At 66.8% G+C, this 26,907-nt stretch carries 27 protein-coding genes; 11 read left to right on the top strand and 16 right to left on the bottom strand.

Annotated elements, in window-relative coordinates:
- Positions 1 to 15: 15 nt before the first annotated feature.
- Both AZC_RS11950 and AZC_RS11955 read right to left on the bottom strand, forming a co-directional pair.
- Positions 16 to 633 carry an exopolysaccharide biosynthesis protein gene (locus AZC_RS11950; RefSeq protein WP_012170836.1) on the bottom strand — a complete coding sequence of 206 codons (618 nt, stop codon included), beginning with the start codon at positions 631 to 633 and terminating at the stop codon, positions 16 to 18.
- A gap of 97 nt (positions 634 to 730) precedes the next feature.
- Positions 731 to 1,000 (bottom strand): usg protein, encoded by a 270-nt coding sequence (locus AZC_RS11955; RefSeq protein ID WP_012170837.1) that lies wholly within the window; start codon positions 998 to 1,000, stop codon positions 731 to 733.
- A 375-nt stretch (positions 1,001 to 1,375) separates the two neighbouring features.
- Between AZC_RS11955 and groES the strand changes: the two genes are divergently transcribed.
- The 3 genes from groES (at position 1,376) to AZC_RS11970 (ending at position 4,397) form a co-directional block, all read left to right on the top strand.
- Positions 1,376 to 1,690 carry a co-chaperone GroES gene (gene groES, locus AZC_RS11960; RefSeq protein WP_012170838.1) on the top strand — a complete coding sequence of 105 codons (315 nt, stop codon included), beginning with the start codon at positions 1,376 to 1,378 and terminating at the stop codon, positions 1,688 to 1,690.
- A gap of 53 nt (positions 1,691 to 1,743) precedes the next feature.
- Positions 1,744 to 3,372 carry a chaperonin GroEL gene (groL, locus tag AZC_RS11965; RefSeq protein WP_012170839.1) on the top strand — a complete coding sequence of 543 codons (1,629 nt, stop codon included), beginning with the start codon at positions 1,744 to 1,746 and terminating at the stop codon, positions 3,370 to 3,372.
- Between the two features lie 308 nt (positions 3,373 to 3,680).
- Positions 3,681 to 4,397, top strand: a complete 717-nt coding sequence (locus AZC_RS11970) for an MgtC/SapB family protein (RefSeq protein ID WP_012170840.1) — start codon at positions 3,681 to 3,683, stop codon at positions 4,395 to 4,397.
- Between the two features lie 24 nt (positions 4,398 to 4,421).
- On the opposite strand, the gene AZC_RS11975 is transcribed toward AZC_RS11970, so the two are convergent.
- From AZC_RS11975 to AZC_RS11990, 4 genes are all read right to left on the bottom strand, one after another.
- Positions 4,422 to 5,858, bottom strand: coding sequence for an SMI1/KNR4 family protein (locus tag AZC_RS11975; protein WP_043879274.1), 1,437 nt, complete (start codon positions 5,856 to 5,858; stop codon positions 4,422 to 4,424).
- A 144-nt stretch (positions 5,859 to 6,002) separates the two neighbouring features.
- Positions 6,003 to 7,553, bottom strand: a complete 1,551-nt coding sequence (locus tag AZC_RS11980; RefSeq protein WP_012170842.1) for an ArnT family glycosyltransferase — start codon at positions 7,551 to 7,553, stop codon at positions 6,003 to 6,005.
- A gap of 140 nt (positions 7,554 to 7,693) precedes the next feature.
- A complete protein-coding gene (locus AZC_RS11985; RefSeq protein ID WP_012170843.1) occupies positions 7,694 to 7,975 on the bottom strand; it encodes an acylphosphatase in 282 nt (93 codons plus the stop codon).
- A gap of 12 nt (positions 7,976 to 7,987) precedes the next feature.
- Positions 7,988 to 8,818, bottom strand: a complete 831-nt coding sequence (locus AZC_RS11990) for a cell envelope integrity EipB family protein (RefSeq protein ID WP_012170844.1) — start codon at positions 8,816 to 8,818, stop codon at positions 7,988 to 7,990.
- A gap of 96 nt (positions 8,819 to 8,914) precedes the next feature.
- Here AZC_RS11990 and AZC_RS11995 point away from each other — a divergent pair, with 96 nt between their 5' ends.
- The 6 genes from AZC_RS11995 to AZC_RS12020 all read left to right on the top strand — a co-directional run bounded on the left by AZC_RS11995 (position 8,915) and on the right by AZC_RS12020 (position 13,899).
- Entirely contained in the window at positions 8,915 to 9,379 is a 465-nt protein-coding gene (locus AZC_RS11995; RefSeq protein ID WP_012170845.1) for a RidA family protein, read from the top strand.
- Between the two features lie 5 nt (positions 9,380 to 9,384).
- Positions 9,385 to 10,116 carry a glycerophosphodiester phosphodiesterase family protein gene (locus tag AZC_RS12000; protein WP_012170846.1) on the top strand — a complete coding sequence of 244 codons (732 nt, stop codon included), beginning with the start codon at positions 9,385 to 9,387 and terminating at the stop codon, positions 10,114 to 10,116.
- Positions 10,117 to 10,139: 23 nt separating this feature from the next.
- A complete protein-coding gene (locus AZC_RS12005) occupies positions 10,140 to 11,192 on the top strand; it encodes a DUF4424 domain-containing protein (protein WP_012170847.1) in 1,053 nt (350 codons plus the stop codon).
- Between the two features lie 67 nt (positions 11,193 to 11,259).
- The gene (locus AZC_RS12010) at positions 11,260 to 12,432 is read left to right on the top strand and encodes a GNAT family N-acetyltransferase (protein ID WP_012170848.1); all 1,173 of its coding nucleotides are present in this window, start codon (positions 11,260 to 11,262) and stop codon (positions 12,430 to 12,432) included.
- Positions 12,433 to 12,527: 95 nt separating this feature from the next.
- Positions 12,528 to 13,292, top strand: coding sequence for a proteasome-type protease (locus AZC_RS12015; RefSeq protein WP_012170849.1), 765 nt, complete (start codon positions 12,528 to 12,530; stop codon positions 13,290 to 13,292).
- Positions 13,293 to 13,347: 55 nt separating this feature from the next.
- The gene (locus tag AZC_RS12020) at positions 13,348 to 13,899 is read left to right on the top strand and encodes an ATP-binding protein (protein ID WP_012170850.1); all 552 of its coding nucleotides are present in this window, start codon (positions 13,348 to 13,350) and stop codon (positions 13,897 to 13,899) included.
- Positions 13,900 to 13,964: 65 nt separating this feature from the next.
- On the opposite strand, the gene AZC_RS12025 is transcribed toward AZC_RS12020, so the two are convergent.
- The 7 genes from AZC_RS12025 to AZC_RS12055 all read right to left on the bottom strand — a co-directional run bounded on the left by AZC_RS12025 (position 13,965) and on the right by AZC_RS12055 (position 20,932).
- The gene (locus AZC_RS12025) at positions 13,965 to 14,423 is read right to left on the bottom strand and encodes a peptidylprolyl isomerase (RefSeq protein ID WP_012170851.1); all 459 of its coding nucleotides are present in this window, start codon (positions 14,421 to 14,423) and stop codon (positions 13,965 to 13,967) included.
- Positions 14,424 to 14,453: 30 nt separating this feature from the next.
- A complete protein-coding gene (locus AZC_RS12030) occupies positions 14,454 to 15,035 on the bottom strand; it encodes a peptidylprolyl isomerase (protein ID WP_043879275.1) in 582 nt (193 codons plus the stop codon).
- Between the two features lie 68 nt (positions 15,036 to 15,103).
- Positions 15,104 to 15,625 carry a pantetheine-phosphate adenylyltransferase gene (gene coaD / locus AZC_RS12035; protein WP_012170853.1) on the bottom strand — a complete coding sequence of 174 codons (522 nt, stop codon included), beginning with the start codon at positions 15,623 to 15,625 and terminating at the stop codon, positions 15,104 to 15,106.
- A 44-nt stretch (positions 15,626 to 15,669) separates the two neighbouring features.
- Positions 15,670 to 16,281 (bottom strand): LysE family translocator, encoded by a 612-nt coding sequence (locus AZC_RS12040; protein ID WP_012170854.1) that lies wholly within the window; start codon positions 16,279 to 16,281, stop codon positions 15,670 to 15,672.
- A 3-nt stretch (positions 16,282 to 16,284) separates the two neighbouring features.
- Positions 16,285 to 19,038 (bottom strand): DNA gyrase subunit A, encoded by a 2,754-nt coding sequence (gene gyrA, locus AZC_RS12045; RefSeq protein ID WP_012170855.1) that lies wholly within the window; start codon positions 19,036 to 19,038, stop codon positions 16,285 to 16,287.
- Between the two features lie 189 nt (positions 19,039 to 19,227).
- Positions 19,228 to 19,623, bottom strand: coding sequence for a DUF2306 domain-containing protein (locus AZC_RS12050; protein ID WP_043879276.1), 396 nt, complete (start codon positions 19,621 to 19,623; stop codon positions 19,228 to 19,230).
- 79 nt (positions 19,624 to 19,702) lie between these two features.
- Positions 19,703 to 20,932, bottom strand: coding sequence for an E22 family MetX-like putative esterase (locus AZC_RS12055; RefSeq protein ID WP_012170857.1), 1,230 nt, complete (start codon positions 20,930 to 20,932; stop codon positions 19,703 to 19,705).
- 419 nt (positions 20,933 to 21,351) lie between these two features.
- Between AZC_RS12055 and AZC_RS12060 the strand changes: the two genes are divergently transcribed.
- Positions 21,352 to 21,855 (top strand): GNAT family N-acetyltransferase, encoded by a 504-nt coding sequence (locus AZC_RS12060; RefSeq protein WP_012170858.1) that lies wholly within the window; start codon positions 21,352 to 21,354, stop codon positions 21,853 to 21,855.
- Positions 21,856 to 21,931: 76 nt separating this feature from the next.
- Here AZC_RS12060 and AZC_RS12065 read toward each other — a convergent pair whose 3' ends face one another.
- Positions 21,932 to 23,371, bottom strand: a complete 1,440-nt coding sequence (locus AZC_RS12065; protein ID WP_012170859.1) for a class II 3-deoxy-7-phosphoheptulonate synthase — start codon at positions 23,369 to 23,371, stop codon at positions 21,932 to 21,934.
- Between the two features lie 313 nt (positions 23,372 to 23,684).
- On the opposite strand from AZC_RS12065, the gene AZC_RS12070 reads away from it, so the two are divergent.
- Positions 23,685 to 24,944 (top strand): multidrug effflux MFS transporter, encoded by a 1,260-nt coding sequence (locus AZC_RS12070; RefSeq protein ID WP_043879277.1) that lies wholly within the window; start codon positions 23,685 to 23,687, stop codon positions 24,942 to 24,944.
- 37 nt (positions 24,945 to 24,981) lie between these two features.
- On the opposite strand, the gene AZC_RS12075 is transcribed toward AZC_RS12070, so the two are convergent.
- Positions 24,982 to 25,275 (bottom strand): hypothetical protein, encoded by a 294-nt coding sequence (locus tag AZC_RS12075; RefSeq protein WP_133864157.1) that lies wholly within the window; start codon positions 25,273 to 25,275, stop codon positions 24,982 to 24,984.
- A gap of 139 nt (positions 25,276 to 25,414) precedes the next feature.
- The gene (gene gor / locus AZC_RS12080) at positions 25,415 to 26,773 is read right to left on the bottom strand and encodes a glutathione-disulfide reductase (protein ID WP_012170861.1); all 1,359 of its coding nucleotides are present in this window, start codon (positions 26,771 to 26,773) and stop codon (positions 25,415 to 25,417) included.
- Between the last annotated feature and the right edge of the window lie 134 nt (positions 26,774 to 26,907).

Below are 26,907 nucleotides of genomic sequence, written 5' to 3' on the forward strand. Positions count from 1 at the left end.
GGAGGAAAAGGGCCGTCAGAAGATGGCGACCGCGCCCTGCCAGATGGCCCAGGTCATGGCGAACGCCACCAGCGTGCCGATGGCGGTGGCGAAGAAGCCGCCGAGGATCACCGCCCCGTCCCGCTCCACGAGACCAAGGCCGAGGATGCACACCGCGATGCCGGGCGGCATGTTGCCGAGGAAGGGGATGGGCAGCAGCAGGACGAAGCCGAGGAGCACCACCAGCGCCCCGACGACCCGGCGCGAGGTCGGCCCGGCGAACACCTCCATGCGCGGCCGCGACCAGCGCTCGAACCAGAGGATCCAGGACCGAGAGCGGTTGACGATGGTCTCCAGCACCGAGCGGGAGAAGGTGCGCTTGGAAATCGCCTGCGGCAGCCACAGCTCCTGCCGGCCCATGGCCATCTGAAGGCCGATGAGCGCGAGAATGATGCCGCAGATCACCGGAATGCCGGGCGGCATGGGAATGCAGTTGGGCAGGCCGAACAGCAGGAAGCTGATGCCGAACGCGCGATTGCGCAGCGCGTCCAGAAGATCGCCCACCGAAACGCGCTCGCTTGTGTGGGCGGCTAGGACGGCGGCAAGCAGTTCGGACGTGCGGGGAGTGCGATGGTCCACCGGGGCCTCGTTCATGACGGCCCCCTCTTTAACACTGATAAAGCGGCGGTGTCAGGGCGCCCGCAGCGAAACCGGGCGCCCTGCCCCCAGACACATTCCCATAGGGAACAGATCAGTGGATCTGGAAAATGCCGCCCACGGCCCGCAGCTCGGCGGGCTTGATGAGGCTCTGATGCACCACGCGCACCTCGTGCAGCGGACCTTCCAGTTCGCGCTGCCAGAATTCGAGAAAGCGGTTCAGCTCGGGGAAGCGGGGCGAGAGATCGTAATTCTGCCAGATGTAGGTCTGGAGGAAGCTCGGGTGATCCGGCATCCGGTAAAGGATGTGGGCGGTCACCAGCCCGTAGCCGGCCATCTGCTTGGCAAAATCGGAAGACGCCATCGAACACCTCCGTATGAGCTGAAACCCTCGTGGTTAAGACAGGTGAATTGTCGGCTACGGAGCTTGCGCGAGGCAAGCCTAAAGAATGGTTTCCATTTTGGTATCAATGTCTTAGCAGCATCGGTTGCGGTCTGCTAATAGTGCTCGCGGCGACAGCGCTATCGCGGGTGGCTGCTCATGCGCCGGGCGGCTTGGCACTCATGGGAGAGGAGTGCTAATTTTTTCTCGCGCCCCCCTTGTCGGTCTTGCGGGGCGCTCTTAGATGGCAACTGGGACTGGGCGGGCGTGCCGTGTGGGCGCCTCAACGACAGTCCCGGCACGGGCGCCGGGCTTGCCAGCAGGCGCACGGCCCAACCGTCAACATGGAGGTTCCCGATGGGTTTCCGCCCCCTGCACGACCGCGTGGTCGTGAAGCGCATCGAAGCTGAGCAGAAGACTGCCGGCGGCATCATCATCCCTGACACCGCCAAGGAAAAGCCGCAGGAAGGCGAAGTCGTCGCCGTCGGCGCCGGCGTGCGGAACGAAAAGGGTGAGCTCGTTGCCCTCGACGTGAAGGCGGGTGATCGCGTGCTGTTCGGCAAGTGGTCCGGCACCGAGGTGAAGATCGACGGCCAGGACCTGCTCATCATGAAGGAGAGCGACATCCTCGGCGTGGTCGAGGCGTCCGCCTCCGCCAAGAAGGCCGCGTGACGCTTTCCTCGCACGCTTCGTGAACAACGTCACAACCTGAAGGAACAGGCACAATGGCTGCCAAGGACGTAAAATTCGCCGGTGATGCCCGCGAGAAGATGCTGCGCGGCGTGGACATCCTCGCCAATGCGGTAAAGGTCACCCTCGGCCCCAAGGGCCGCAACGTCGTGATCGAGAAGAGCTTCGGCGCCCCGCGCATCACCAAGGACGGCGTTTCCGTCGCCAAGGAGATCGAGCTCGAGGACAAGTTCGAGAACCTCGGCGCCCAGCTGGTGCGCGAAGTCGCCTCCAAGACCAACGACCTCGCCGGTGACGGCACCACCACCGCCACGGTGCTGGCCCAGGCCATCGTCAAGGAAGGTTCCAAGGCGGTTGCCGCCGGCATGAACCCGATGGACCTGAAGCGCGGCATCGACCTCGCGGTCGACGCCATCGTCAAGGACCTCGCCGCCAAGGCCAAGAAGGTGACCTCGAACGCCGAGATCGCCCAGGTCGGCACCATCTCCGCCAATGGCGACGCCGATGTCGGCAAGTTCCTCGCCGAGGCCATGCAGAAGGTCGGCAACGAGGGTGTCATCACCGTCGAGGAAGCCAAGACCGCCGAGACCGAGCTCGAAGTGGTCGAGGGCATGCAGTTCGACCGCGGCTACCTCTCGCCCTACTTCGTGACCAACGCCGAGAAGATGCGCGTTGAGTTCGAGGATCCCTACATCCTCATCCACGAGAAGAAGCTCTCCAACCTGCAGGAACTCCTCCCGGTCCTCGAGGCCGTGGTGCAGTCCGGCAAGCCGCTGGTGATCGTGGCCGAGGACGTCGAGGGCGAGGCTCTGGCTACCCTCGTGGTCAACAAGCTGCGCGGCGGTCTCAAGGTTGCGGCCGTGAAGGCTCCGGGCTTCGGCGACCGCCGCAAGGCCATGCTGCAGGACATCGCGATCCTGACCGGCGGCCAGGCGATCTCGGAAGACCTCGGCATCAAGCTCGAGAACGTGAACCTCTCCATGCTCGGCCGCGCCAAGAAGGTGGTGATCGAGAAGGAGAACACCACGATCGTCGACGGCAATGGCGAGAAGGCCGACATCGAGGCCCGCGTCGCCCAGATCAAGGCGCAGATCGAGGAGACCACCTCGGACTACGACCGTGAGAAGCTCCAGGAGCGTCTGGCCAAGCTCGCGGGCGGCGTCGCGGTGATCCGCGTCGGCGGTGCGACCGAGGTCGAGGTGAAGGAGAAGAAGGACCGCGTTGACGACGCCCTGCACGCCACCCGCGCTGCGGTGGAAGAAGGCATTGTCCCCGGCGGTGGCGTTGCCCTGCTCCGCGCCATCAAGGTGCTGGAAGGCCTGAAGGTCGAGAACACCGATCAGAAGACCGGCATCGACATCGTGCGTCGCGCCATCCAGGCTCCGGCCCGCCAGATCGTCGCCAACGCTGGCGATGACGGCTCGGTCGTGGTCGGCAAGATCCTCGAGAACGAGACCTACACCTTCGGCTACAACGCCCAGACGGGCGAGTATGTGGACATGGTGGCTTCGGGCATCATCGACCCGGCCAAGGTCGTGCGCACGGCTCTCCAGGACGCGGCCTCCATCTCGGCTCTGATCATCACCACCGAGGCCCTCGTGGTCGAGCTGCCGAAGAAGGCTGCTGCGGCTCCGGCCATGCCGGGCGGTGGCATGGACTTCTGATCCAGGAGCACCCATTGGCGCCGCCCGGCGTCCTTAAAAGACAATGCCGGCGCAGCCGGCACGGGCGGTGGCATGGACTTCTGATCCAGGAGCAACCGTTGGCGCCGCCCGGCGTCCTTAAAAGACAATGCCGGCGCAGCCGGCACGGGCGGTGGCATGGACTTCTGATCCTCTCGATCAGGTTTCGAGTACGGGAAGGGCGTCGCGCGAGCGGCGCCCTTTTCGTTTGCGGCGGCTCGCGGATTGCGGCAAGGCTCCCGCTCGCCGGGGTGTCATCTCCTGGTCATGAAGCGTGGCTATCGGGCGGCATGAAGTTCATAGAAAGCTTTCACCTCCTGCCTTTCCTCGACACGGTGGTCAGCTATGTGGCGGCCTTCGTGTGCGGCGCGCTGATCGGTGCGGAACGGCAGTATCGCCAGCGCACTGCCGGCCTGCGCACCAATGTCCTCGTGGCCATCGGCGCTGCGGGCTTCACGGATCTTGCGCAGGGCATAGCGGGGGATGTGGAGGCGGTCCGCGTCATCTCCTATGTGGTCTCGGGCATCGGCTTTCTGGGTGCCGGCGTGATCATGAAGGAGGGGCTGAACGTGCGCGGCCTCAACACGGCGGCAACGCTCTGGTGCTCGGCCGCCGTGGGCGCCTGCGCAGGCGTGGACCGGCTGGCCGAAGCCTTCCTCCTGACGGTCTTCGTCATCGCCGGCAACACGCTGCTGCGGCCGCTGGTGAACGCCATCAACCGCATTCCCATCAAGGCGGAGAGCATCGAGGCGACCTATACGGTCAGCCTCACCACGGCGGTGGAGCAGGCGGGCGTGATGCGCGACCTGCTGGAGGAGCGGCTGGAGGCCGCGAGCTATCCGGTGGCCGAACTGGAGGTGGTGGAGCGCGGCGAGGAGCAGGTGGAGATCGTCGCCACCCTCACCTCGACGGAGGTGGAGGGCGAGGAACTCGACGCCGTGGTGGAGGGCCTCCTCACCCGTCCCCACGTGGACCACGCCACGTGGAGCGCCAACACGCAGTCCTGAACCCGTCTGCCTTCTCCGCCGGGATCAGGCGGCGATGCGCCAATCGGTCACGCGCAGCGACAGGCCGTGTTCCGGGTCCCAGTTCGCGGGTACGGAGAGGGCGAAGGTGTCGTCGCTCTCGATGGTCAGGGTCAGCGTCTTGCCGAGCAGCCGCCAGATCTCATCGGGCCGCGTGAGGCGGGGATAGCTGTCTGCCCAGTGCCGCTGCTCGTCCGGGCTCATGGCCGCGAACTCCGGATAAAGGCGATCCCGGTAAAGCGCGAAGACGAAGGATTCGAAGTTCGGCCGGAAATCGGCACGATCGACGACCTGCGCGACGAAGGCCGTCCGAGCCGGAGAGAGCGCATCTTCTTCTCCGAGTACGCAGATGTCGGCCGGCCGTTCACTCCAGGCGGGCGTCACCTTCTTTTTGAGCGACCATTTGTAGGTCGCGTCGAACGCGAAGGTGCCGACATCCCTGATCTTCACGTCGGCGATGCGCGCCTCCTCCCGGCGCAGCAGCGTCCAGCCGTCCTTGCCCTGGTGAACGAGATAGTCCTCGGTGAGGCGATGCCCCTCCCCAACCTCGCTCTGTACCCGCACGACCCGGAAGCCATGGGTCTTGCGCAGGACCGTATCCATGCGGTCGAAAGCGACCGGTTGGTCGAAGCGGATCCGCGCGCGCCGTAACGGCGGGGGGAGCAGGCCGGTCTCGACGGCCGCCTCCGTCGTGAACCGGTGCGCCTCGGCTGCAAAGCGTTGCGCGCTCTCCACCCGCTGGGCGAGCACCCGCGCCAGAACCTCCACATTGCGCGCCGCATCGATGGCGACATCTCCCGGTGTCTCGAAGAAGCGCGAGATCAGATTTTCCGGCTCCGGCGCCCGCGTCGGCACCACTTCTGGTGCCGCGAGCGCCTCCGCCAGCAGACGGTCAAAGAGAGCGCCGTTCGCCTTTTCCGCAGCAGCCTCGAGCTTGCGCCGGGGACCGACCGTGGCGAGGAAATCGGTGAAGCTCGCGGCGACGCGCACCGGCGCGGCAAACTCGTCGTCCGCCGACGAGCCCTGCGCGCGCACGGCCCAGACGGCGCCGGCATCGGCGCCACGCAAGGCGATGGCGAGGGTCAGGATGATCTGCGGACTGCCGCCGCGCATCTGGCCGAACGGGAAATAGGCGGACGCGCCGTCCGGCAGATCCGCCGCCTGGCGCTCGAAATCGCGATAGGCGCGCTGCGCGAACGCGCCGTGCTCCACCGCCCGGAACTCCAGCGCATAGACATGGGCGACCGGGCGCAGGAGGAGCGTCGCATGGTCATAATCGAGCTTCCGCCAGCCCACATGCGTCAGATACCAGCGGAAATCCTCCGGGAAGCGCACCCCTGTCAGCGTTTCGAGAGCGTCGATTTCCTCGGGCGCATAGGTGAAAGGCTCGCTCGGATCCTTTTCCAGACGCAAGGCGGAAACGGCAGTCTCGATCGACGTCATGCAGGGGCCTCCGTTGTCATTCATCGAAGGAGCCGGCACGCGGCGCACGCACCACGAACCGGCCCTTCCGAGACGGTGAGAGGCAAACCCGGCGGTTTTGCGGGGTGTCGGCAACGCCCGTTTCAGAACCTCAACTTGCCCGCCCTACCTGCACAGCGGATCATCGAGCTTCAGCGGGATGACCTGCCACAGGCTCTGGCGGCGGGGGCGGAGCAGCGGACCCCACCATTTGTACCAGATCTCGATGGTCGAGCCGTCCGACTTCGGCAGCGGCAGGTTGCCGATGCCGTTGGAGATGCCGGCGATGCGGGCGCAGCCCGTCGCCGCACGGGCCGGCGGGCGGTAGGTATCCGGCGGGATCAGCACCACGCGGGCATTGGGGATGGCGGCCTTGAGGCGGCCGGCCGACATGCGATCGTCGGCGACCAGCGTTGGCGCATCGCCGAACTGGAGGTCGATCACCGGCCGCAGCGCCTTCAGGGGCTCGGCGGCGACGCAGCGGCCGCACAGGCGCGGATCGGGCCAGAGCGTTATGGCCGCGCGCACCAGAAGCACGCCGAAAGCGACGATGGCCAGCGCCCACAGATAGAGCTTCACCCGGTCACGCCAACCGCCGAGCCGCTCCAGCTCGGCGAAGACATAGACGGTGGAGAGCAGGAAGAAGACGTGGAAATAGCGGTCGCGCAGGCTGGTGGAGCCTACCGCCAGCGCGCCGATGAGCGTGCCCACGGTACCGAGGATGATGATGGTGCGGATCACCCGGCGCGGGGCCGCGCGGTCCTCCGTCGAGGGAGTGGCGTCCTCGCCCCGGTTGAAGGGCAGGAAGACGGCGCCAGCGAGCGCCGCGAACGGCAGCAGATAGCCGATCCACGCCCCGGCGAAGGTGTCGAGCACGTTGCGGAAGCTGCGGTCCGGGCTCGGGCCCACCACCTCGGCGGTGGCGGCCATCACGTCCTGTCCCAGCATCTTCAGCGCCACCAGATAGACGGCAAGCGGGCCGGCTGCGACCAGCAGCGTCAACAGGATGCGCCGGTCGAACAGCGCGCGGCGGAAGCTCGGCTCGAACAGGCTCGCCAGCACCAGCACGATGACGAAGGGCAGGAAGCCGAACTTGCCCAGCAGGCCGACGGCGATCCAGGCCCCGAGGCCCGCATAAAGGGCGGCGGAGGGTGCGCGCACGATGGCCAGCAGCGTCAGGAAGCTGCCGGCGATGGCGACGATCATCACGTTGGAATGGGTGAGGATGCGGTGGCTGTGATAGCCGATCACCCACAGCGCCGAGAGCGAGAAGACGGCGAGCGCCTGAAGCTTCGGGTCCGCGATCACCCGGCGGGCGATGCGATAGACCAGCATGCCGCAGGTAAACAGCAGCACGTAGCGCAGGATCGCATAGGGCAGCGTGCCGGGCCCGAAGATCCAGAGCAGGCCATAGAGCAGCCAGTCGAACAGCGGCGGATTGCGCGGCACATAGGAGAGCTGGAACGACTGGACCAGATAGCTCTCGATGGCGTCGTCCACATTGATGGACGATTCCAGCAGTACCGCCACCAGGGCATGCGCCAGCGCCCAGAGGCCGACGATGACCGCCACGCCCCGCGCCGTGGCCCACCAGGGCGTCGGCTCCTCGGGCGCCCGTCCGAAGGGGGGCGTGCCATAGCGGGAATCGATCGGCTGTGCAGTGGAAGACAGACGCACGGCCCTCTCCTGGGCAAGTTGGAGCGCGGTCTATAGCTCCCTTTCCCTATGGGTGGCTATGACGGGAAAAGCACGCCCCGCCCCTTTGCTGCCGGCTTAGCACCCGGCAGGCAGCCGCACGCGCAACGGTGGTTGCATTTTCATACCGTTGCGGCCACGCGGAACCCGGTTCCAGCGGGAGGCGCCTCCGCCAACGCTTCCTCGATCCGCTCCACATGGGCATGGGCGGGACCCGAGCGGCAGGCCTCCAGCATCGCGGCGACGGCCTCCGATGGGCCGGAAATCACGGCCTCCACCGTGCCCTCCCGGCGGTTGCGCACGAAGCCGGAGAGGCCGCGCGACACAGCCTCGTCCGCGCACCAGGCCCGATAGCCGACGCCCTGCACGCGGCCGTGGATGACGAGATGGAGGGTATGCGTCATGTCAGCCCCGCTTCACTTCTTCGGCTGGCACGGGGTGGCGGAGGCTTTCAGCGGCTCGAACGCATCGAGCGCGCCGCGCAAGGCGAAGTCGCCATAATCGATCTTCAGCTCGCCGATGACGCCGTTGTCATAGAGCGTGAAGGTCATGACATATTCGGGGCTCGCGTCCTTCTTCTCCGCGTCATAGTAGCTGACGCTCACCGGATAGAAGGTGTGGCCCGACAGGCTCGCCTTGGCGCCGTCGAAGAGCTTGGCCGTGTCGGTGCTGGCCCGGCCGATGACGGCCAGCGTGTTGTAGACCTTGGTGCCGTCGCTGGAGCCGTCATAGACCTTGGCTTCCAGGAGGCTGTCGCCCTTCGCAGCGGCCTCGAGCACATGCACCACGTGCTCGGTGGGCATCAGGATGCGGCCCTTCAGGTCCACGGTGCGGGCGTCCGGTTTGGCGATCTTCACCTGCAGGTCGCCATTGTCGAGGCGGTTCGCCTGCGCATCCACGTCCGACTTGGTGTCGCCGTCCATGCGGTCGCGCGTCTTGAAGCGGTAGGCGTTGCCGGAGCCGTCCTCCCAGCTGGTGGAGACCATCTCCGAGCGCACGGGCGCCCCCTCCCCGGTGTCGAGGCTCGAGACCTGCCGCATGTTCACCGTATAGCCCTCGCAGGCATCGCCCCGGATCTCATAATCGATGCGCCCGGAGGCATCGTCGAGCCGGCCGGAGTTCTTGCTGGCGTCGAGCGTCATCTTGTACCCCGCCCGATGCGGCAGGAGCGCCTCCGCGGAGGCCGGCAGCAGGCCGGCGAGCGTGAGGACAAGAGCAAGGCTCGCGGAGCCCGGACGAAGCGGCATTTCAGATCTCCAGTACGGGCGAATGGCTTGCGCCATGTCCCTGCTTCGGCCAAGAGGAAGTCGCAAATTGCGCACTTGGTGTGGCAGGAGAGGATTATGTCGCAAAGCGTTGAACAGAAACTGGCGGAACTCGGCATCACCCTGCCGACCCCCACCGCGCCGCTCGCCAATTATGTGCCGTCCGTGCGCACCGGCAACCTGCTCTTCATTTCCGGCCAGGTCTCCATCGACGGCGCCGGCAAGCTGTCCACCGGCAAGCTCGGTGCCGGCCTCGACGTGGATGCCGGCCGCGCGGCCGCGCGCCTGTGCGGCATCAACCTCATCGCCCAGATGAAGGTGGCCCTCGGCGACCTCGACAAGGTGGTGCGCATCGTGAAGCTGGTCGGCTTCGTGAACTCGGCTCCCGACTTCGTGGACCACCCCAAGGTCATCAACGGCTGCTCGGACCTGTTCGTGGAAGTGTTCGGCGACAAGGGCCGCCACGCCCGCTCGGCGGTCGGCATCGCCGCTTTGCCCTTCGATGCGGCGGTGGAAGTGGAAGCCATCGTGGAAGTGGCCTGAGCACCATGGACCTGACTGCCCGCCCCGTCGCCCATCGCGGCCTGCATGACGCGGCGGCGGGCGTCATCGAGAATACCGCCTCGGCCGCGGATGCGGCCGTGGCGGCCGGTTACGCCATCGAACTGGACGTGCAGCTCACCCGCGACGGCGAGGCGGTCGTGTTCCACGACTTCACACTCGACCGGCTGACGCAGGCGCAAGGACGGCTTGCGGACCGCACGGTGGCCGAGCTGAAGACGGTGCGCTTCAAATCCACCTCCGACATCATGATGACGCTGCCGGACCTGCTGGCGCGGGTCGCCGGGCGCAGCCTGCTCATCATCGAGATCAAGAGCGATTTTTCCGGCGACATGCGTCTCGTCCAGCGCACGGCCGAGCTCGCGGCGGCATATAATGGGCCGATTGCCCTCATGTCCTTCGATCCGGATATGGTCGCGGAAATCGGGCGCCTGGCGCCCGGCGTGCGTCGCGGCATCGTCGCCCAGCGCCGCTATGACCATGCGGAATGGGATTGCGTGCCGCCGGTGCGCCGCAAGGGCCTGGGCCTTCTGCTCCACTGGTCGCGGTCGCGCTTCCAGTTCGTGAACTACCGGGTATCGGACCTCGATGCGCCGGCGCTGCGGGTGGTGCGGGCCATGGGGCTGCCGCTGCTCACCTGGACGGTGCGCACGGCGGAAGATCGGGCGCTGGCCGCGGCCGGCGCCGACCAGATCGTCTTCGAGGGGTTCCGGCCCTGACCGGCCGAGGGGAGAGACGGAGCATGATCGACAACCACAAGACCTTCGGCCGCTGCACGGCCCGCCTCCTGATCGCCGGCCTGCTGGCTGCGGCGGCCGGAACGCCCGCGCTCGCCAATGACAGCACAGCGGCCCTGAGCGCCGGCGGCCTCATCATGGTGCCCAATCTCGATATCGAGATGGCCTCGGAGGACCTGTTCATTTCCGAGCAGGAAGTGCGGGTGCGCTATGTCTTCCGCAACACCGCCAAGCAGGACCAGACGGTTCTCGTCGCCTTCCCGATGCCCGACATCACCATCCGGGAATCGCTGAACATCACCATTCCCAACGACGCGTCGGACAATTTCCTCGACTTCAAGACAACGGTCGACGGCAAGCCGGTCCAGACCCAATTGGAGCAGCGGGCGCTGGCGCTGGAGATCGACCGCACGGCCATGCTGCGCGACCTCAAGATCCCGCTCGCGCCCTATCTGAAGCAGACTCAGGCGGCGCTGGACGCCCTGCCGCAGGACAAGTGGAAAGAGTTCGAGGCCCTCGGCCTCGGCATGGTGGACGAATATGAGGCCGGCAAGGGTCCCGAGCGCCATCTGGCGCCGCAGTGGACCCTGAAGTCCACCTATTACTGGTCGCAGACCTTTCCGGCCGGAAAGGCTCTGGTGGTCGAGCACAAATACCGACCCAGCGTCGGCATGTCGGCGGGCACGCTCATCGGCCTCAAGCTCAAGGACAATGAGTACGCCGCCGAGGAGCAGCGCCAGCAGATGGACCAGTTCTGCGTCGATCAGGCCTTCCTCAATGGGGTGTCGAAGGCCTCCAAGGCCTCGAAGAATTCCGGCGAGGTGCCCTTTTCGGATGCGCGCATCCACTACATCCTGCAAACGGGCGGCAACTGGTCCGGCGGCACCATCCGGGACTTCAAGCTCACCGTCGACAAGGGTGCCTCGGAGAACCTCGTCAGCTTCTGCGGCAAGGACGTGAAAAAGATCAGTCCGACGCAGTTCCAGATGACGGCCAAGGATTTCTACCCGGCCAGGAACCTCGGTATCTTGATCCTGAAGCCCTACCCCAAGCAGTAAGCCGACCTTCCGGAGGTGCACCGCAGCATCTTCCCGCGTCGCGCCTTCAGGCCCATGTTAGGCGGGCATGACCGAGATCCGCATTCTCCCCGCTCTGTCCGAAATCCCAGCCGCCGACTGGGACGCCTGTGCCGCCGGAGGCGCGGCGCGTCCCGAGCCCTTCGTCTCCCACGCCTTTCTCCAGGCGCTGGAAGAAGCCGGCTGCGCCCGCGCCCGCACGGGCTGGCAGCCTCAGCATCTGGTGCTGGACGGGCCGGACGGCCGTCCGGCGGCGGTGGCCCCCGCCTATCTGAAATCCCATTCGCGTGGGGAATACGTCTTCGACCATGGCTGGGCCGAGGCCTATGAGAGCGCGGGCGGGCGCTATTATCCCAAGGTGCAGGCGGCCGTGCCCTTCACCCCCGCCACCGGCCGCCGGCTGCTGGTGCGCGGCGATGCGGATGAGGGCGCTTTGCGTGAGACGCTGGGCGTTGGCCTCGTGCAACTGGCCAAGCTGCGCAATGCCTCATCCGTCCATGTGACCTTCGCCACGGAGGAAGAATGGGAGGCGCTGGCCGCGCTCGGCTTCCTCAAGCGCACCGACCAGCAGTTCCACTGGGTGAACGAGGGCTACGCCAGCTATGACGACTTCCTGGAGGCCCTTGCCTCCCGCAAGCGCAAGGCGCTGCGCAAGGAGCGGCGGGAGGCGCTGGCGAACGGCATCGAGATCGAGTGGCTGACAGGAGCGGACATCACGGAAGCCGCCTGGGATGCCTTCTTCGCCTTCTACATGGACACCGGCTCCCGCAAATGGGGCAGCCCATATCTCAACCGCGCCTTCTTCTCGCTGCTCGGGCAGCGGATGGCGGATGCGTGCCTGCTGGTGATGGCCAAGCGCGCCGGGCGCTATGTGGCGGGCGCCCTCAACCTCATCGGGACGGACCGGCTCTATGGCCGCTATTGGGGCTGCATCGAGCATCACCCGTACCTGCATTTCGAGGTCTGCTACCATCAGGCGGTGGATTTCGCGATCGCCCGGGGCCTCAAGGTGGTGGAGGCCGGGGCGCAGGGGGAGCACAAGCTTGCCCGCGGCTACCTGCCGCGCACCACCTATTCCGCCCACTGGATCGCCGACGCCGGCCTGCGGCGGGCGGTCGCCAATTATCTGGAGCGCGAGCGCGCCTATGTGGCGCAGGCCAATGAAGATCTCTCGGCTCTTGGCCCCTTCCGCCGTGGATCGGCACCCGAAGAAGTGGAATAGGCTCGACCTGCGCCGCGACTTATGTTTGGGAGAAGCTGCGTGCGGCACGTCCGCGCGGAAGAAAGGGCGAGCCCCGAAGGGCCCTGGGAGAAACCATGACCTATTGTTGCGGCGTTCTGGTTCGGGACGGGCTGGTGATGATCGCGGACACGCGCACCAATGCCGGGCTCGACAACATCTCCACCTTCCGCAAGCTGCACATTTTCGAGGAGCCGGGCCATTACGTGATGGCGCTCGCCTCCGCCGGAAATCTCTCGGTGTCCCAGTCCGTGGTCAGCCTGCTGCACGAGGGCGTAGAGGACCATGAGGCCGGGGAACGGCAGATGATCGGCGACTGCCGCACCATGTTCCAGGCCGCGCAACTCGTGGGCCGCGCCATCCGGCAGGTGCATGCGGTGGATGCGCAGGCGCTGGAGCACAGCAATGTCAGCTTCGATGTGTCCTTCCTGCTGGGCGGCCAGATCGCCGGCGGGCCGCTACGGCTGTTCATGGTCTATTCGGCGGGCAATTTCATCGAATGCACCACCGACACGCCCTTCCTTCAGATCGGCGAGCACAAATACGGCAAGCCGGTTCTGGACCGCGCCGTGACCTATGACATGGAGATTTCCGACGCGCTCAAGGCGAGCCTCATCTCCATGGACAGCACCATGCGCTCGAACCTCGGCGTCGGCCTGCCCATCGACGTGCTGGTGCTCTGCCCGAACACGCTGGAAGCGGAACTGAACTACCGCATCGAGCCGGGCGAGCCCTATTTCCACGACCTGCGCGAACGTTGGTCCGCCGCTTTGCGCGCCGCCCATTCCGGCATTCCGCGCCCGCCCTACCTGAAGAACGGTCGCCGCGTCATCGAGAGTTGATGGCATTCCGGCTCAGGTAGGGCCTATCTAGGCGCCCCACGCCGGAGGGTCTGCCATGGTCCATATCCACATCACCGGGGCGTCCGGTTCGGGCACCTCGACGCTGGGCGCCGCCGTTGCGGAAGTGCTGGGCATCCGGCATCTCGACACCGACCGCTTCTTCTGGATGCCGACCGAGCCGCCCTTCACCACCCCGCGAGAGGTGAGCGCGCGCCTTGCGCTGTTGCAACAGGAGGCGCTGCCGGATGTGGGGTGGGTGCTCTCCGGCTCCGCGCTCAAATGGGCTACTCCGCTTGAGCCCCTCTACGATCTCATCGTCTTCCTCCACCTCGATCCGGCGGTGCGCATGGAACGGATCCGGCTTCGGGAGGAGCAGCGATATGGCGAGCGCATCCGGCCGGGCGGCGACATGGCCGAGGTGAGCCGGGCCTTTCTCGAATGGGCGGAAAGCTATGACACCGCAGGTCCCGAGCGCCGCAGCCGCGCGGCCCACGAGGACTGGCTTCAGCGCCAGAGCGCGCCGGTCCTGAGGCTTGATTCCGTGGAGCCGGTGGAGGCGCTCCTCGCGGCGGTGCTTGATCATCCCGCAGGTGGTGCCGCCAGATAATGAAACGGCCCCGGTTCCGCTTGGAAACAGGGGCCGTTGTCTTCAGAACGCCAGCGGCGCGCCGATCACTCGGCGGCGACGAGCTTGGCCGTCACGATCTTGTCGGGATCCTGCACGGGCTCGCCGCGTTTGATCTTGTCCACATTCTCCATGCCGGACACCACCTGCCCCCACACCGTGTACTGGCGGTCGAGGAAGCGGGCGTCGGTGAAGCAGATGAAGAACTGGCTGTCACCGCTGTCCGGGTTCTGGGCGCGGGCCATGGAGCAGGTGCCGCGCACGTGCGGCTCCGCATTGAACTCGGCCTTCAGCTTCTTGCCGGAGCCGCCCATGCCGTTGCCATACTGGCCGTCGCCGGTCTGGGCCATGAAGCCCTCGATGACGCGGTGGAACGGGACGTTGTTGTAGAAGCCTTCGTTCACCAGCTCCTTGATGCGCGCCACGTGGTTCGGGGCGAGATCGGGGCGGAACTTGATGGTCACGTCGCCCTTGGTGGTTTCGAGGACGAGCAGTTCTTCAGCCATTGGGCCTCTCCTGATGATTGTTGGAATGGATCACTTCACGTCGGCCGCGACCTGCATCTTCACGATGCGGTCGGGATTGGGCACCGCGCCATTGGCTTCCTTCGGGCCCTTCTTCAGCTTGTCGATGAACTCCATGCCGGAGACCACCTGCCCGACCACCGTGTACTGGCCGTTCAGGAAGGAGGAATCCGCATAGCAGATGAAGAACTGGGAATTGGCGCTGTCCGGCGAGGAGGCGCGGGCCATGCCCACCGTGCCGCGCACGAACGGGGTGTTGCTGAACTCGGCCTTAAGGTTCGGATACTTCGAACCTCCGGTGCCGTTGCCATACTGGCCATCGCCCGTCTGGGCCATGAAGCCGTCGATGACGCGGTGGAACGGCGCGTTGTTGTAATAGCCCTCGCGGGTGAGCGTCTTGAGGCGCTCCACATGGGCGGGCGCGAGATCGGGACGCAGCGCGATCACCACGCGGCCATAGGCCGTGTCGAGATAGAGCGTGTTCTGCGGATCGCTCTTCGGCGCAGGCTTGGCGGTCTGGGCCATGGCCGGGGCGGCGAAGGCCGTGGCGAAGGCAAGGCCAGTGAATTCACGGCGGCCGATGAGACGGGACATCACAAGGCTCCTTGGATCGCCGGCGGGTCTTCGCCCGTGAGACGGCGGGTGAATGGCGGGTCGTCCGGTCAGGACGCGGAGGGGAACTTGGCCTTCAGGCGCGCGAGCACTTCCGCAGGCACGAACGGCGCGACCTCGCCGCCCATGGCAGCGATTTGCCGGACCAGCGTGGCGGTGATGGGGCGCACGCGCGGCGAAGCCGGGAGAAAGACGGTCTGGATCTCCGGCGCCATGGTGCCGTTCATGCCCGCCATCTGCATTTCATAGTCGAGGTCGGTGCCGTCGCGCAGGCCGCGGATCAGCAGCGTAGCGCCGACCCGGCGGGCGGTGTTCACTACGAGATCGCCGAAGGTGATGGCCTCGAGCGTCGCGCCCTCCTCCTGCGCGATGGGACCGCAGATGTCCTTGAGCATCGCGAGCCGCTCGTCGGCGGTGAACAGAGGGGTCTTGCCGGGATGGATGCCGACCGCCAGCACGAGATGGTCGGCGAGGCGCGAGGCCGAGCGGACCACATCGAGATGGCCGTTCGTCGGCGGATCGAACGAACCGGCATAGATGGCAACGCGGCGCGTGTGGTCGGGTCGGCTCATGGCGATGGGGTAGCCTTAGACGGCGCGCAGCGCAATGGGGCGGGTCAGCGCCGGCCGGCGGCGAGCAGCACCAAGGCCCCGCCGGCGAGAATGCCGGCGGACACCCGGTCGGCGATGCGGGTGAAGCGGCCGGCGAGCGCCGCGCGGGCCCGGTCCGCCACCACTGCCCAGATCATGTCGCCCACCAACGCGATCAGCGCGAAGATGGCCGCAAGCAGCGCGATCTGCGGGCCGGGATCGGCGGTGTTGGTGACGAACTGCGGCAGGAAGGCCGCGTGGAACAGCAGCGTCTTGGGATTGGCGAAGGCGACCGCGAAGCCACGCCCGAAGGACGCCCGGCGGGTGGGCATGGGTTTGTCGCCCATCTTGCCGGCACCGCGCCATTGCAACACGGCCAGCCAGATCAGATAGGCCGCGCCGAGATAGCGGATCACGTCGAAATGGCGGGCGAACAGGTCCACCAGCCAGGAAAGGCCCGCCGCCACGGCGGCGAGCTGGAGGATGATGCCGACATTGACCCCGAGCGCGCTCAGCATGCCGGCCTTGCGCCCGTGCTTCAGGCTGGTGCCGACAATGAGCGCCACATTGGGGCCGGGCGTCGCGCAGAGAGCGAGGCACGCGAGGATGAAGATGGCCAGGCTCTCTGCGGAGATCATGGATCAGGCCTCGGGGCTCTCGTCGGGGGCGCCGGTCTCCTCGCCTTCGCCCTCGGTGGCTTCGCCCGCCTCGTCCTCGCTGATGTGCTCCACCGAGACCACGCGCTCGTCCGCGGCGGTGTCGAAGACGATGACGCCCTGGCTGCTGCGGCCGACGATGCGGATGCCGTTCACCGGGCAGCGGATGAGCTGGCCACCATCCGTCACCAGCATGATCTGGTCGGCGTCACGCACCGGGAAGGAGGCGACGAGCTTGCCGTTGCGCTCGTTCACCGCCATGGCGACGATGCCCTTACCGCCGCGCCCGGTGACGCGATATTCGTAGGACGAGGTGCGCTTGCCGTAGCCATTCTCCGAGAGGGTGAGGATGAACTGCTCGTTCGTCTCCATCTCCAGGAACTTGACCGGATCGAGCTTGCCCTCGGCCGCGGGCGCCTCGCCTTCCAGCTCGATGGGCGCATCCTCGGCCGCCTGGGCGCGGGATTGGCGCAGATACTGCACCCGCTCTTCGGCAGCGGCATCGGTGTGGTTGATGATGGCCATGGAGATGAGCCGGTCGCCCTCCTCCAGCCGGATGCCACGCACGCCGACGCTGTCGCGACCCTTGAACAGGCGCACCTCGGGGACGGGGAAGCGGATGCAGGCGCCGTTGGCCGTGGTCAGCAGAACGTCCTGATGCTCGTTGCAGAGCTGGACCGAGGCGATCTGCTCGCCCTCCTCCAGCTTCATGGCGATCTTGCCGTTGCGGTTCACCTGGCTGAAGTCGGCCAGCGCATTGCGCCGGACGGTGCCCCCGGTGGTCGCGAACATGATCTGCCAGAGGCTGTGCTCTTCCAGATTTTCCGGCAGCGGGACGATGGAGGTGATCCGCTCGTCCGGCTGGAGCGGCAGGATGTTGATGAGCGCCTTGCCGCGCGCCTGGGGCGCGGCGGCGGGCAGGCGCCACACCTTGAGCTTGTAGACCTGCCCCTTCGAGGAGAAGAACAGCACCGGGGCGTGGGTCGAGGCCACGAACAGACGGGTGACGAAATCCTCGTCCCGAGTCTGCATGGCCGAGCGCCCCTTGCCGCCGCGCCGTTGTGCCCGATAGGTGGACAGCGGCACACGCTTCACATAGCCGGCGTGAGACACGGTAACGACCATGTCCTCGCGGGCGATGAGGTCCTCGTCGTCCAGATCGCCGAACCCTTCGGTGATCTCGGTCCGGCGGGGCGTGTTGAACTCGGCCCGCAGCGCCAGCAGTTCCTCGCGAATGATGGCCCGCATGCGCGGCCGGCTGGCGAGGATTTCCAGATATTCGGCGATCTCCAGCGCCAGCTTGTCCAACTCGTCGGAGATTTCGTCGCGACCGAGGGCGGTGAGGCGCTGCAGGCGCAGGTCGAGGATGGCGCGGGCCTGCTCCATGGAGAGGCGATAGGTGCCGTCGCTGGCCACCACATGGCGAGGATCGGCAATCAAAGCCACCAAGGAGGCCACATCCTTAGCCGGCCAATGACGCTCCATCAGCCGCTCGCGTGCCGTGCCCGGATCGGGTGCGGTGCGGATAAGCTGAATGATTTCATCGATGTTGGCGACGGCGATGGCGAGACCCACGAGCACATGGGCTCGGTCGCGAGCCTTGCGGAGAAGGAACTTCGTTCGCCGGCTCACGACCTCCTCACGGAAGGCAATGAAGGCGGTGAGCGTGTCGTGCAGCGTCATCACCGCCGGGCGGCCGCCGGAGAGCGCCACCATGTTCACGCCGAACGAGGTCTGGAGCGGCGTCATGCGGTAGAGATTGTTCAGCACCACGTCCGCCTGGGCGTCGCGCTTCACCTCGATGACCACGCGCATGCCTTCGCGGTCGCTCTCGTCGCGGATCTCGGCGATGCCTTCCAGGCGCTTGTCGCGCACCAGCTCGGCGATCTTCTCGATCATCGTCGCCTTGTTCACCTGATACGGGATCTCGGTGATGATGATCGCCTCGCGCTCCTTGCGCACCGTCTCGATGGTGGCGCGGGCGCGCATCATGATCGAGCCGCGGCCCGTCATGTAAGCCTGGCGGATGCCGGAGCGGCCCATGATGAGGGCGCCGGTCGGGAAGTCGGGGCCGGGGATATAGTCGAGCAGCAGCTCGGGATCCATTACCGGATCGTCGAGCAGGGCCACCGTGCCGTCGATCACCTCACCCAGATTGTGCGGCGGAATGTTGGTGGCCATGCCCACCGCGATGCCGCCGGCGCCGTTCACGAGCAGATTCGGGAAGCGGGCGGGAAGAACGCTGGGTTCGTTTTCGGAATTGTCGTAGTTGGCCTGGAAATCGACCGTGTCCTGGCCGAGTTCGTCCAGCAGCGACTGCGTCACCTTCTCGAGGCGCACCTCGGTGTAACGCATGGCCGCCGGCGGATCGCCGTCCACCGAGCCGAAATTGCCCTGACCGTCGATCAGCGGCACGCGCATGGAGAAGGTCTGCACCATGCGCACGAGGGCGTCATAGACCGACTGGTTGCCGTGCGGGTGATACTTACCGATGACGTCGCCGACGACACGGGCCGACTTGCGATACTGCTTGTTCCACTCGTAGCCGTTCTCGTGCATCGAGAACAGGATGCGGCGGTGGACCGGCTTGAGGCCATCGCGCACGTCGGGCAGAGCGCGCGCAACGATGACGCTCATCGCATAGTCGAGATAGGAACGCGACAGCTCGTCCGTGATGGAGACGGGCCGGATGTCCGAGGGGGTCGCGCCACCCTGCGGGGGCGTGTCGTTATCAGCCAAACGAGCACTCTTTCATGGTCGGCGATTAGCCGTTTCTTGTAGCCGATTCATCCCCGCAACACCAGCAAAAGCCCCCTCCCCGTGCCCAATAAAACCCTTGTCGGACAAGGGCTTGCGCTGGGCAGTTCAGACATCTGGGGATTGGGTGCCACATTCGAGCCGCAAACGGCCCTTTTCGGCCCCGTCGCCTCAGCCGAACACCACCTGATGCAGCAGCCGTCCGGGGACGAGCGTGAAGGCCCCGGCGCCGATCAGGGCCAGCCAGAAGAGCTGCATCATGATGCGGCGGTGATCGGAGATCCGCCCCTGCCGGACCGCCCGCACCGCGCCCCACAAACCGACCAGCGTGATGACGGAGAGGAGATGGATCGGGCTCCACGGGCCCCAGAGGCGCAATTCGTGGATGCCGAATGAGCTCAGCGCGACGACCGCCATCAGCGCCACCCAGAACCACCCCATCCGCTTGTGGGCGCCACTGCCCTTGGGCCGCGTGACCTGCACCGTTCCGAGGGCTAGGGCCGCGAGCGCCGCCGCCGTATGGATCTGGATGGCCGGCGAGGCGGCAAGAAGCGGTTCGAGCGTCATGGCGGCCTCCCGGCGGAACCGGGAGACCGTAGCGCATTGCGGGCCTAATGTGAATGGCATTCACATTAGGCCCATCCCGTCATTTCGCGAGGAATGTGCGGATGGCGTCACCCGCCTCCGAGATGTTGACGACGCCGTTCAGATGCCCGCGCCCGCCGCCGATCTTCACCTGCTCCACCTTGGCGCCGCCGGCGCGGACGCGCTCGGCCGTCTTGGCAATGACGGGGGGCGGGAAGACGAGATCCTCGTCCGTGGAGATCAACAGCACCGGCGCCTTGATGCGCGAGACGGCCGCATCCCCTCCGGCCACGAAGAGCTGGTTGGCCTTCACGAGATAGAGGAGATGGTTGGCATCCGAGAGTTCGGCGCGGGCGGCGGAGATCTTGTCGATCGTTGATTCCACCAGGAAGCGGTTGCCCATGGCGGCCGCTGGATCCTGCTGCGGCTCGGCCCATTTGCGGCCAAAGGTGTCGTCCACCCAGGTCCAGTAGCCGGCCCAGAGCGTGACCATCTTGAGCGCCTGCGTCAGCCCCGCCTTGGGCGGGGTGCGACCGTAATAATCGCCATTGTTCCAGTTGGCATCGACGCGGATGGGCGCGCCCCACGCATCCAGCAGCGCGATCAGCCAGCCGCTGGTTTCGCTGGCGCCGATCACCGGAATGATGCGCCCCACCATCTCGGGATAGCTGGAGGCCCATTCATAGGCCTGCAAGGCGCCCATGGAGGCGCCCGCCACCGCATGGAGCCTAGTGATGCCGAGGCTCTCCAGAAGCGCCTTCTGCACGTTCACGAAGTCGCGGATGCCCACCACCGGAAAGCTCATGCCATAGGGCTTGTCCGTGCCAGGCTGAAGGGAGGCCGGGCCGGTGGTGATGACGTTCGGATCGTAAGCGTTGAGGTTTACCAGCGTATCGGACGAGATGATGTAATATTTGTCCGTATCGAGCGGCTTGCCGGGGCCGATGATGGCGTCCCAATAGCCGGCGACCTTGTCATCGGCCTTGTATTTTCCCGCCGCATGGCTCGAGCCCGAGAAGAAGTGCGTGACGAGGATCACGTTGCTCTTGTCGGCATTGAGCGTGCCATAGGCTTCCCAGCCGATCTTCACATCCTTCAGCGGCGCGCCACCCTGCGTCGTGTAAGCGGGGAGCGTGAAACTCTTCTTCTCGACGATGGCATCGAGCGCGGATGCGGGCGTCGGCAGCACGGAACCGGCGACCGCAAGAGCGAGGGCGAAGGCCCAAGCCATGGCGCGCACATGGTTCGATTTCAGGCACAGGCGTTCAAGCGTCTGGGTGATGGGCCTCATCGCGTTTCCTCCGGCCGCCTGCGGCGGCGGTTTCAGGGCGCCCAGCTTCTTGTGAGCGCGACGGGGGAACGGCCACGAAGGCAGCAGGCCGCGGGAATAGACGATCGGCGGCCTGGCCTTTCACGCGGAGCCCCCCGGATCGCGCGGACTGGGTCCCGTTACTGTGCGACGGCCCCCGCCGGCCCGCAATCGGCTTTCGTGTCCCGAGCCGGCTCGCCATTTTCCGGCCGGCGCTGGACCGACCGCAAAAGCCGTGCTAATGGCGCCGCCTTCCCTTGAGGGTGTCATGATCCAGGCCTGCCAGCGACGACGAGAGACCGCCCCGCGCCTTGTGGCGCGGCGTCCTGCGTTCCTGCCTGCCTGAGTGGCCGTCGCGGCCCGGGCGGGTGCATCCCGTCTCGCGCCGAAGGCCCTGATCCATGACCGAACTGCCCATCACCGTCACGACCGAATCGCCTGAGAGCAACGCCGCCATCGAGCGGCTGCATCAGCGGACCTTCGGCCCCGGCCGCTTCGCGCGGACCGCCTTCCGGCTGCGCGAGAACGTGCCCCACGACCTCACCCTCTCCTTCACCGCTTATGTGGGGACGATGATGGTGGGCTCGGTGCGCCAGACGCCCATCCTGATCGGCAGCCAGCCCGCGCTCCTGCTCGGCCCGCTCACGGTCGAGCCGCCGTTCCGGGCGGTGGGCATCGGCGGCCGGCTGATGCGGGTGTGCATGGATGCGGCCCGCGATCAGGGCCACGGCCTGATCCTGCTGGTGGGGGATGAGCCCTATTACCGGCGCTTCGGATTCAAGGTGGTGCCGCATGGCCGCATCGCCATGCCGGGCCCCGTCGATCCCGGCCGGCTGCTCATCGCCGAGCTGAAGGACGGCGCTTTTGAGGGCATCACCGGCCCGGCCCGCTCCATCGCCGCCTGAGCGGACACATCCCCACAAACGAAAATGCCCCGGCGAACCGGGGCATCTCCAAAAGTTTGCTGAGAATGGACGCGGCTCACTCGGCCGCGACCACCTCCCGCCGCCCGCGCGACTGGCGCGCGGTCTTGAGCAGTTCGGCCACCAGGAAGGCGAGCTCGATGGACTGCTCCGCATTGAGGCGCGGATCGCAATAGGTGTGGTAGCGGTCGCGCAGATCCTCGTCCGAAATGGCCCGCGCGCCGCCGGTGCATTCGGTGACGTTCTTGCCGGTCATCTCGAGATGCACGCCGCCGGGGATCGTGCCTTCCGCCGCATGGACATCGAAGAAGGTCCGGATCTCGGACAGGATGCGGTCGAACGGCCGCGTCTTGTAGCCCGAGCCAGCCTTGATGGTGTTGCCGTGCATGGGATCGCACGACCACACCACCGTGCGGCCTTCCTTCTGCACCGCCCGCACCAGCGCCGGCAGGTGCTCGGCCGCCTTCTCCGCGCCGAACCGGCAGATCAGGGTGATGCGGCCGGCCTCATTGTCGGGCTGGAGCACATCCAGCAGGCGGATGAGACCGTCGGCCGAGAGCGAGGGACCGCACTTGATGCCGATCGGATTGCGGATGCCGCGGAAATACTCGACATGCGCATGGTCCGGCTGGCGGGTGCGGTCGCCGATCCACAGCATGTGGCCGGAGGTGGCGTACCAGTCGCCGGAGGTCGAATCGACACGGGTCAGCGCCTGCTCGTAGCCGAGCAGCAGCGCCTCGTGGCTGGTGAAGAAATCCGTCGAGCGCATCTCGGGATGCACCTGCGGATCGATCCCGCAGGCGCGCATGAAGTCGAGCGCCTCGGTGATGCGGTTCGCCAGTTCCTGATAGCGGTGCGACTGCGGGCTGTCCTTCACGAAGCCGAGCATCCACTGATGCGCGTTCGCAAGGTTGGCATAGCCGCCCGAAGCGAAGGCGCGCAGCAGGTTCAGCGTCGCCGCCGACTGGCGGTAGGCTTCGAGCTGGCGATGCGGATCGGGAATGCGGGCGTCCGGCGTGAACGCGATGTCATTCACGATGTCACCGCGGTAGCTCGGCAGTTCCACGCCGTTGACCGTCTCGGTCGGGGCCGACCGGGGCTTGGCGAACTGGCCGGCGATGCGGCCCACCTTCACCACCGGCGAGCCGCCGGAGAAGGTCAGCACCACGGCCATCTGCAGGAACACCCGGAAGAAATCGCGGATGTTGTCTGCCGAATGCTCGTCGAAGCTCTCGGCGCAGTCACCGCCCTGGAGCAGGAAAGCCTCGCCGGCCGCAACCTTAGCGAGGTGCGCCTTCAGGCGGCGGGCCTCACCTGCAAAAACCAGCGGCGGGTAGGAGGCGAGCTTGCCCTCCACCTCGCCGAGCGCGACCTTGTCTGGATAATCGGGCACCTGGACCACGGGATAAAATCGCCAGGAATCCGGACGCCAGCCTTCGGCGCGGCGAGACACGATCTCGGCGCTCGGGTTGCGGTCGGAAACAGGGCGGGTGGTCATAGTGATCTCCATCCAGTTTCGCGCGGCGCCCATGCGCCGTGCGTCCGGTCCTTGGCTCCATGGTCAGAGGATGCGGATTGGCGCTTATACACGACCCACCGGGGGCACGAAACCGGAACATGGCGGGTCTGCCCTGCGGATTGTCACATGAGCGCGACGTCTGCCTGAAAATCAGTCACGCAATGAGCCATGCGCTCCATGCAATCATCCCCGCCCGCCCTGCCCGCACAGGGACGCGCTTTTTGTCGCGGCATCGCTTAAAAGGGCTGGCCCTGCGCGGCTGGCGTCGCGCGGCCCCACCTTGAGTAAATGTATGACCAGATCTGATCCGGGCGTCGCATCGGCGGCGGCCCAGAAGCCCAGCTTTGTCGAATTCGTCGCCCTCGTCGCGCTGATGATGGGCGTCACCGCCTTCTCCATCGACAACCTGCTCCCGGCCTTCGAGCCGATCCGCGTCGATCTGAAGGTGCCCCGCGCCGGCGATCTCCAGCTCATCGTCACCGCCTACATGATCGGCTTCGCGCTGATGCAGCTGGTGTTCGGCACCATCTCGGACGTCATCGGCCGCAAGCCCGCCCTCATCATCGGTCTCGCCATCTATGCGGTGGGCTGCGGCCTGGCCATGGTCACGGACAACTTCACGGTCCTGCTGGTGGCCCGCGCAATCCAGGGCATGGGCACGGCGGCGGCCCGCGTGCTCTCTGTCGCCATCGTGCGCGACCGCTTCAAGGGCCGCGACATGGCCCGCGTCATGTCGCTGTGCATGATGGTGTTCCTCGTCGTGCCCGTGGTGGCGCCGACGCTCGGCAGCGCCATCCTGCTGGTGGGCACGTGGCACCTCATCTTCCTCGCCATGCTGGCGCTCGGCGTGATTCTGGCGGTCTGGTTCGGCCTGCGCATGCCGGAGACCCTGCATCCGGAAAATCGCGTGCCCTTCTCCGTCGCCTCCATCGTGCGCGGGCTGAAGGTCACGGTCACGACGCGGCGGGCCTTCGGCTATGCCACCGGCATGGGGCTGATGATGGGCGCGCTGATGTCCTTCGTCGCCTCGGCCCCGCAGATCTTCGACACCGAGGTCTATCACCTCGGCAGTGCCTTCCCCCTCGCCTTCTCGTCCGTCGCGGCGGTGATGTCGGCGGCGTCCTTCCTCAATTCCCGGCTCGTGGGGCGCATCGGCATGCGCCACCTCTCGCACGCCGCCATCATCGGCTTCACGCTGGTGGGCGGGCTGCAGGTGGCATTCGCCCTCGCCTATGACGGCAAGCCGCCCTTCCTGCTCTTCTGCACGCTGATCGCGCTCAACCAGGCGCTGTTCGCGCTCACCGTGCCGAACTTCAACTCCATGGCCATGGAGCCGCTCGGCGCAATTGCCGGCACCGCCTCGTCCTTCATCGGCTTCTACACGACGCTGTTCGGGGCCATCATGGGCATGGTGGTCGGCCAGTCGGTGGCGGGCTCGGTGCTGCCGCTGGCGCTCGGCTATTTCTGCCTCGGCTTCCTCGCCATCCTCTCCACCTTCTGGGCCGAGAAGGGAAAGCTCTTCGGCGGCCAGATGGGCGCGCAGCCGCATTGACCCGTATCGGCGGGGCGCACCCGCCCCGCCGAACCCGTCAGTTGCCGGTTTCTTTGGCGCAGGCAGCGATGGTGGCCGACAGCTTCACCCGGCCCGCATTGTCTTCCGTCGCCTGCCGCAGGGTGCAGGCGTCGAGCGCCGTGAAGGCGCCGTCGCTGAGCTTGCGGCCCATGAACGCGTCGAGGGTCGCCCGCCGGTCCGGGGGCGTCAGCACCTGATACTTGAGCAAGGCTCCCGCCTTGTCCTGCTGCGGCGGGATCGGCGCCGCAGAGGCGGCGGCGGAGAGAAACACAGCGGCGGCCAGCACGGCCACAGAACCTGACTTGCGCACGGAATACCCCCGAAGGAATGGAACGCCCGCTTCGGCGCCGGATCGGCCGGAGGCGAGTCGCTCCGCCCGAAATCCATCGACGCCCGCCGGCTCTATGGCAAAGCCGGCGGGCGTTCGTCCAGAGGGTCCGCTGGCGAGCTCACGCGCTCTTGGTGCGCAGCGTCACGAGTTCCTCGGCCGCCGTGGGATGGACAGCGACCGTGCGATCGAAATCCGCCTTGGTGGCGCCCATGCCCATGGCGATGGCGGCCATCTGGATGATCTCGCCCGCGCCCTCGCCCACCACGTGGCAGCCCAGCACCTTGTCGCTCTGCTGATCGACGATGAGTTTCACCAGCATGCGCGTCTCGCGGCCCGAGAGGGTCGCCCGCATGGGCCGGAACTGGGACTTGTAGATGTCCACCGCATGCCCGGCGGCGCGCGCGGCGGTCTCGCTGAGGCCGCAGGTGCCCACCTCCGGCTCGGTGAAGACGGCGGTCGCGACGAGGCTGTGATCCACCCGCCAGGGCTTGTTGCCGAACACGCTGTCGGCGAAGGCATGGCCCTCGCGAATGGCGACGGGGGTCAGGTTGATCCGGTTGGTGACATCGCCCACCGCATAGATGGACGGCACATTGGTGCGCCCGTCCGCGTCCACGATCACCGCGCCCACCTTGTCGGTGGCAACGCCCACGGCGTCCAGCCCCAGGCCCGAGGTGTTGGGCAGACGGCCGATGGCCAGCATCACCTCGTCCACCGCGATGGCGGAGCCGTCGGACAGCGTGACCGTCTTCGTGCCGCCCTCGGCGGTGATTCCTGTGAGGGTCTGGCCAGTGTGGAACACGATGCCGGAATGGGCCATCTCCTGCGCCACCAGCGCGCGCACGTCCTCGTCGAAGCCGCGCAGAATCTGGTCGGCGCGGAACACGAGATGCACCTCGCTGCCCAGCGCGCGGAACAGGCAGGCGAACTCCACCGCGATATAGCCGCCGCCCTGGATCAGGATGCGCGGCGGCAGGCGGGGCAGATGGAAGGCCTCGTTGGAGGTGATGGCGCGCTCGGCGCCGGGAATCGCGGGGCCGAGCGCGGGATGCGCGCCGGTGGCGACGAGGATGTGGCCGGCCTCGATCTCCTCGCCCGTGGCGACGAGGCGCACGCGGTTGGGGCCGATGATCTCGGCCCGCCCGTCCACGATCTCGACGCCCGGCGCCACGAGGTTGCGGCGGTAGATGCCCTCCAGACGGGCGATCTCCTGGTCCTTCCGTGCGATCAGCGTCGGCCAGTCGAAGCGGGCGCCCTCCACGGTCCAGCCGAAGCCGGCCATGTCCTCCAGATCATGGGCATAGCGTCCGGCATAGACGAACAGCTTCTTCGGCACGCAGCCGCGGATCACGCAGGTCCCGCCGAGGCGATATTCCTCCGCCAGCATCACCTTCGCGCCGTGCTGGGCCGCGATGCGTCCGGCCCGCACGCCGCCCGAGCCGCCGCCGATGACGAAAAGATCCACGCTACGCGACATGACTGATTCCTCCGGCGGCCGGCAAAGCCCGCGTCTGTGCGGTGCGGCTGAGATAGGTGCGACGGCCCACGACCGAAAGGCCGGAGCGGCGGCGGCGCAGTTCAGGGCGGCGCGGCACGCACGTCAAGCCGGCT

This window comes from Azorhizobium caulinodans ORS 571 (assembly GCF_000010525.1).
Classification (GTDB): domain Bacteria; phylum Pseudomonadota; class Alphaproteobacteria; order Rhizobiales; family Xanthobacteraceae; genus Azorhizobium; species Azorhizobium caulinodans.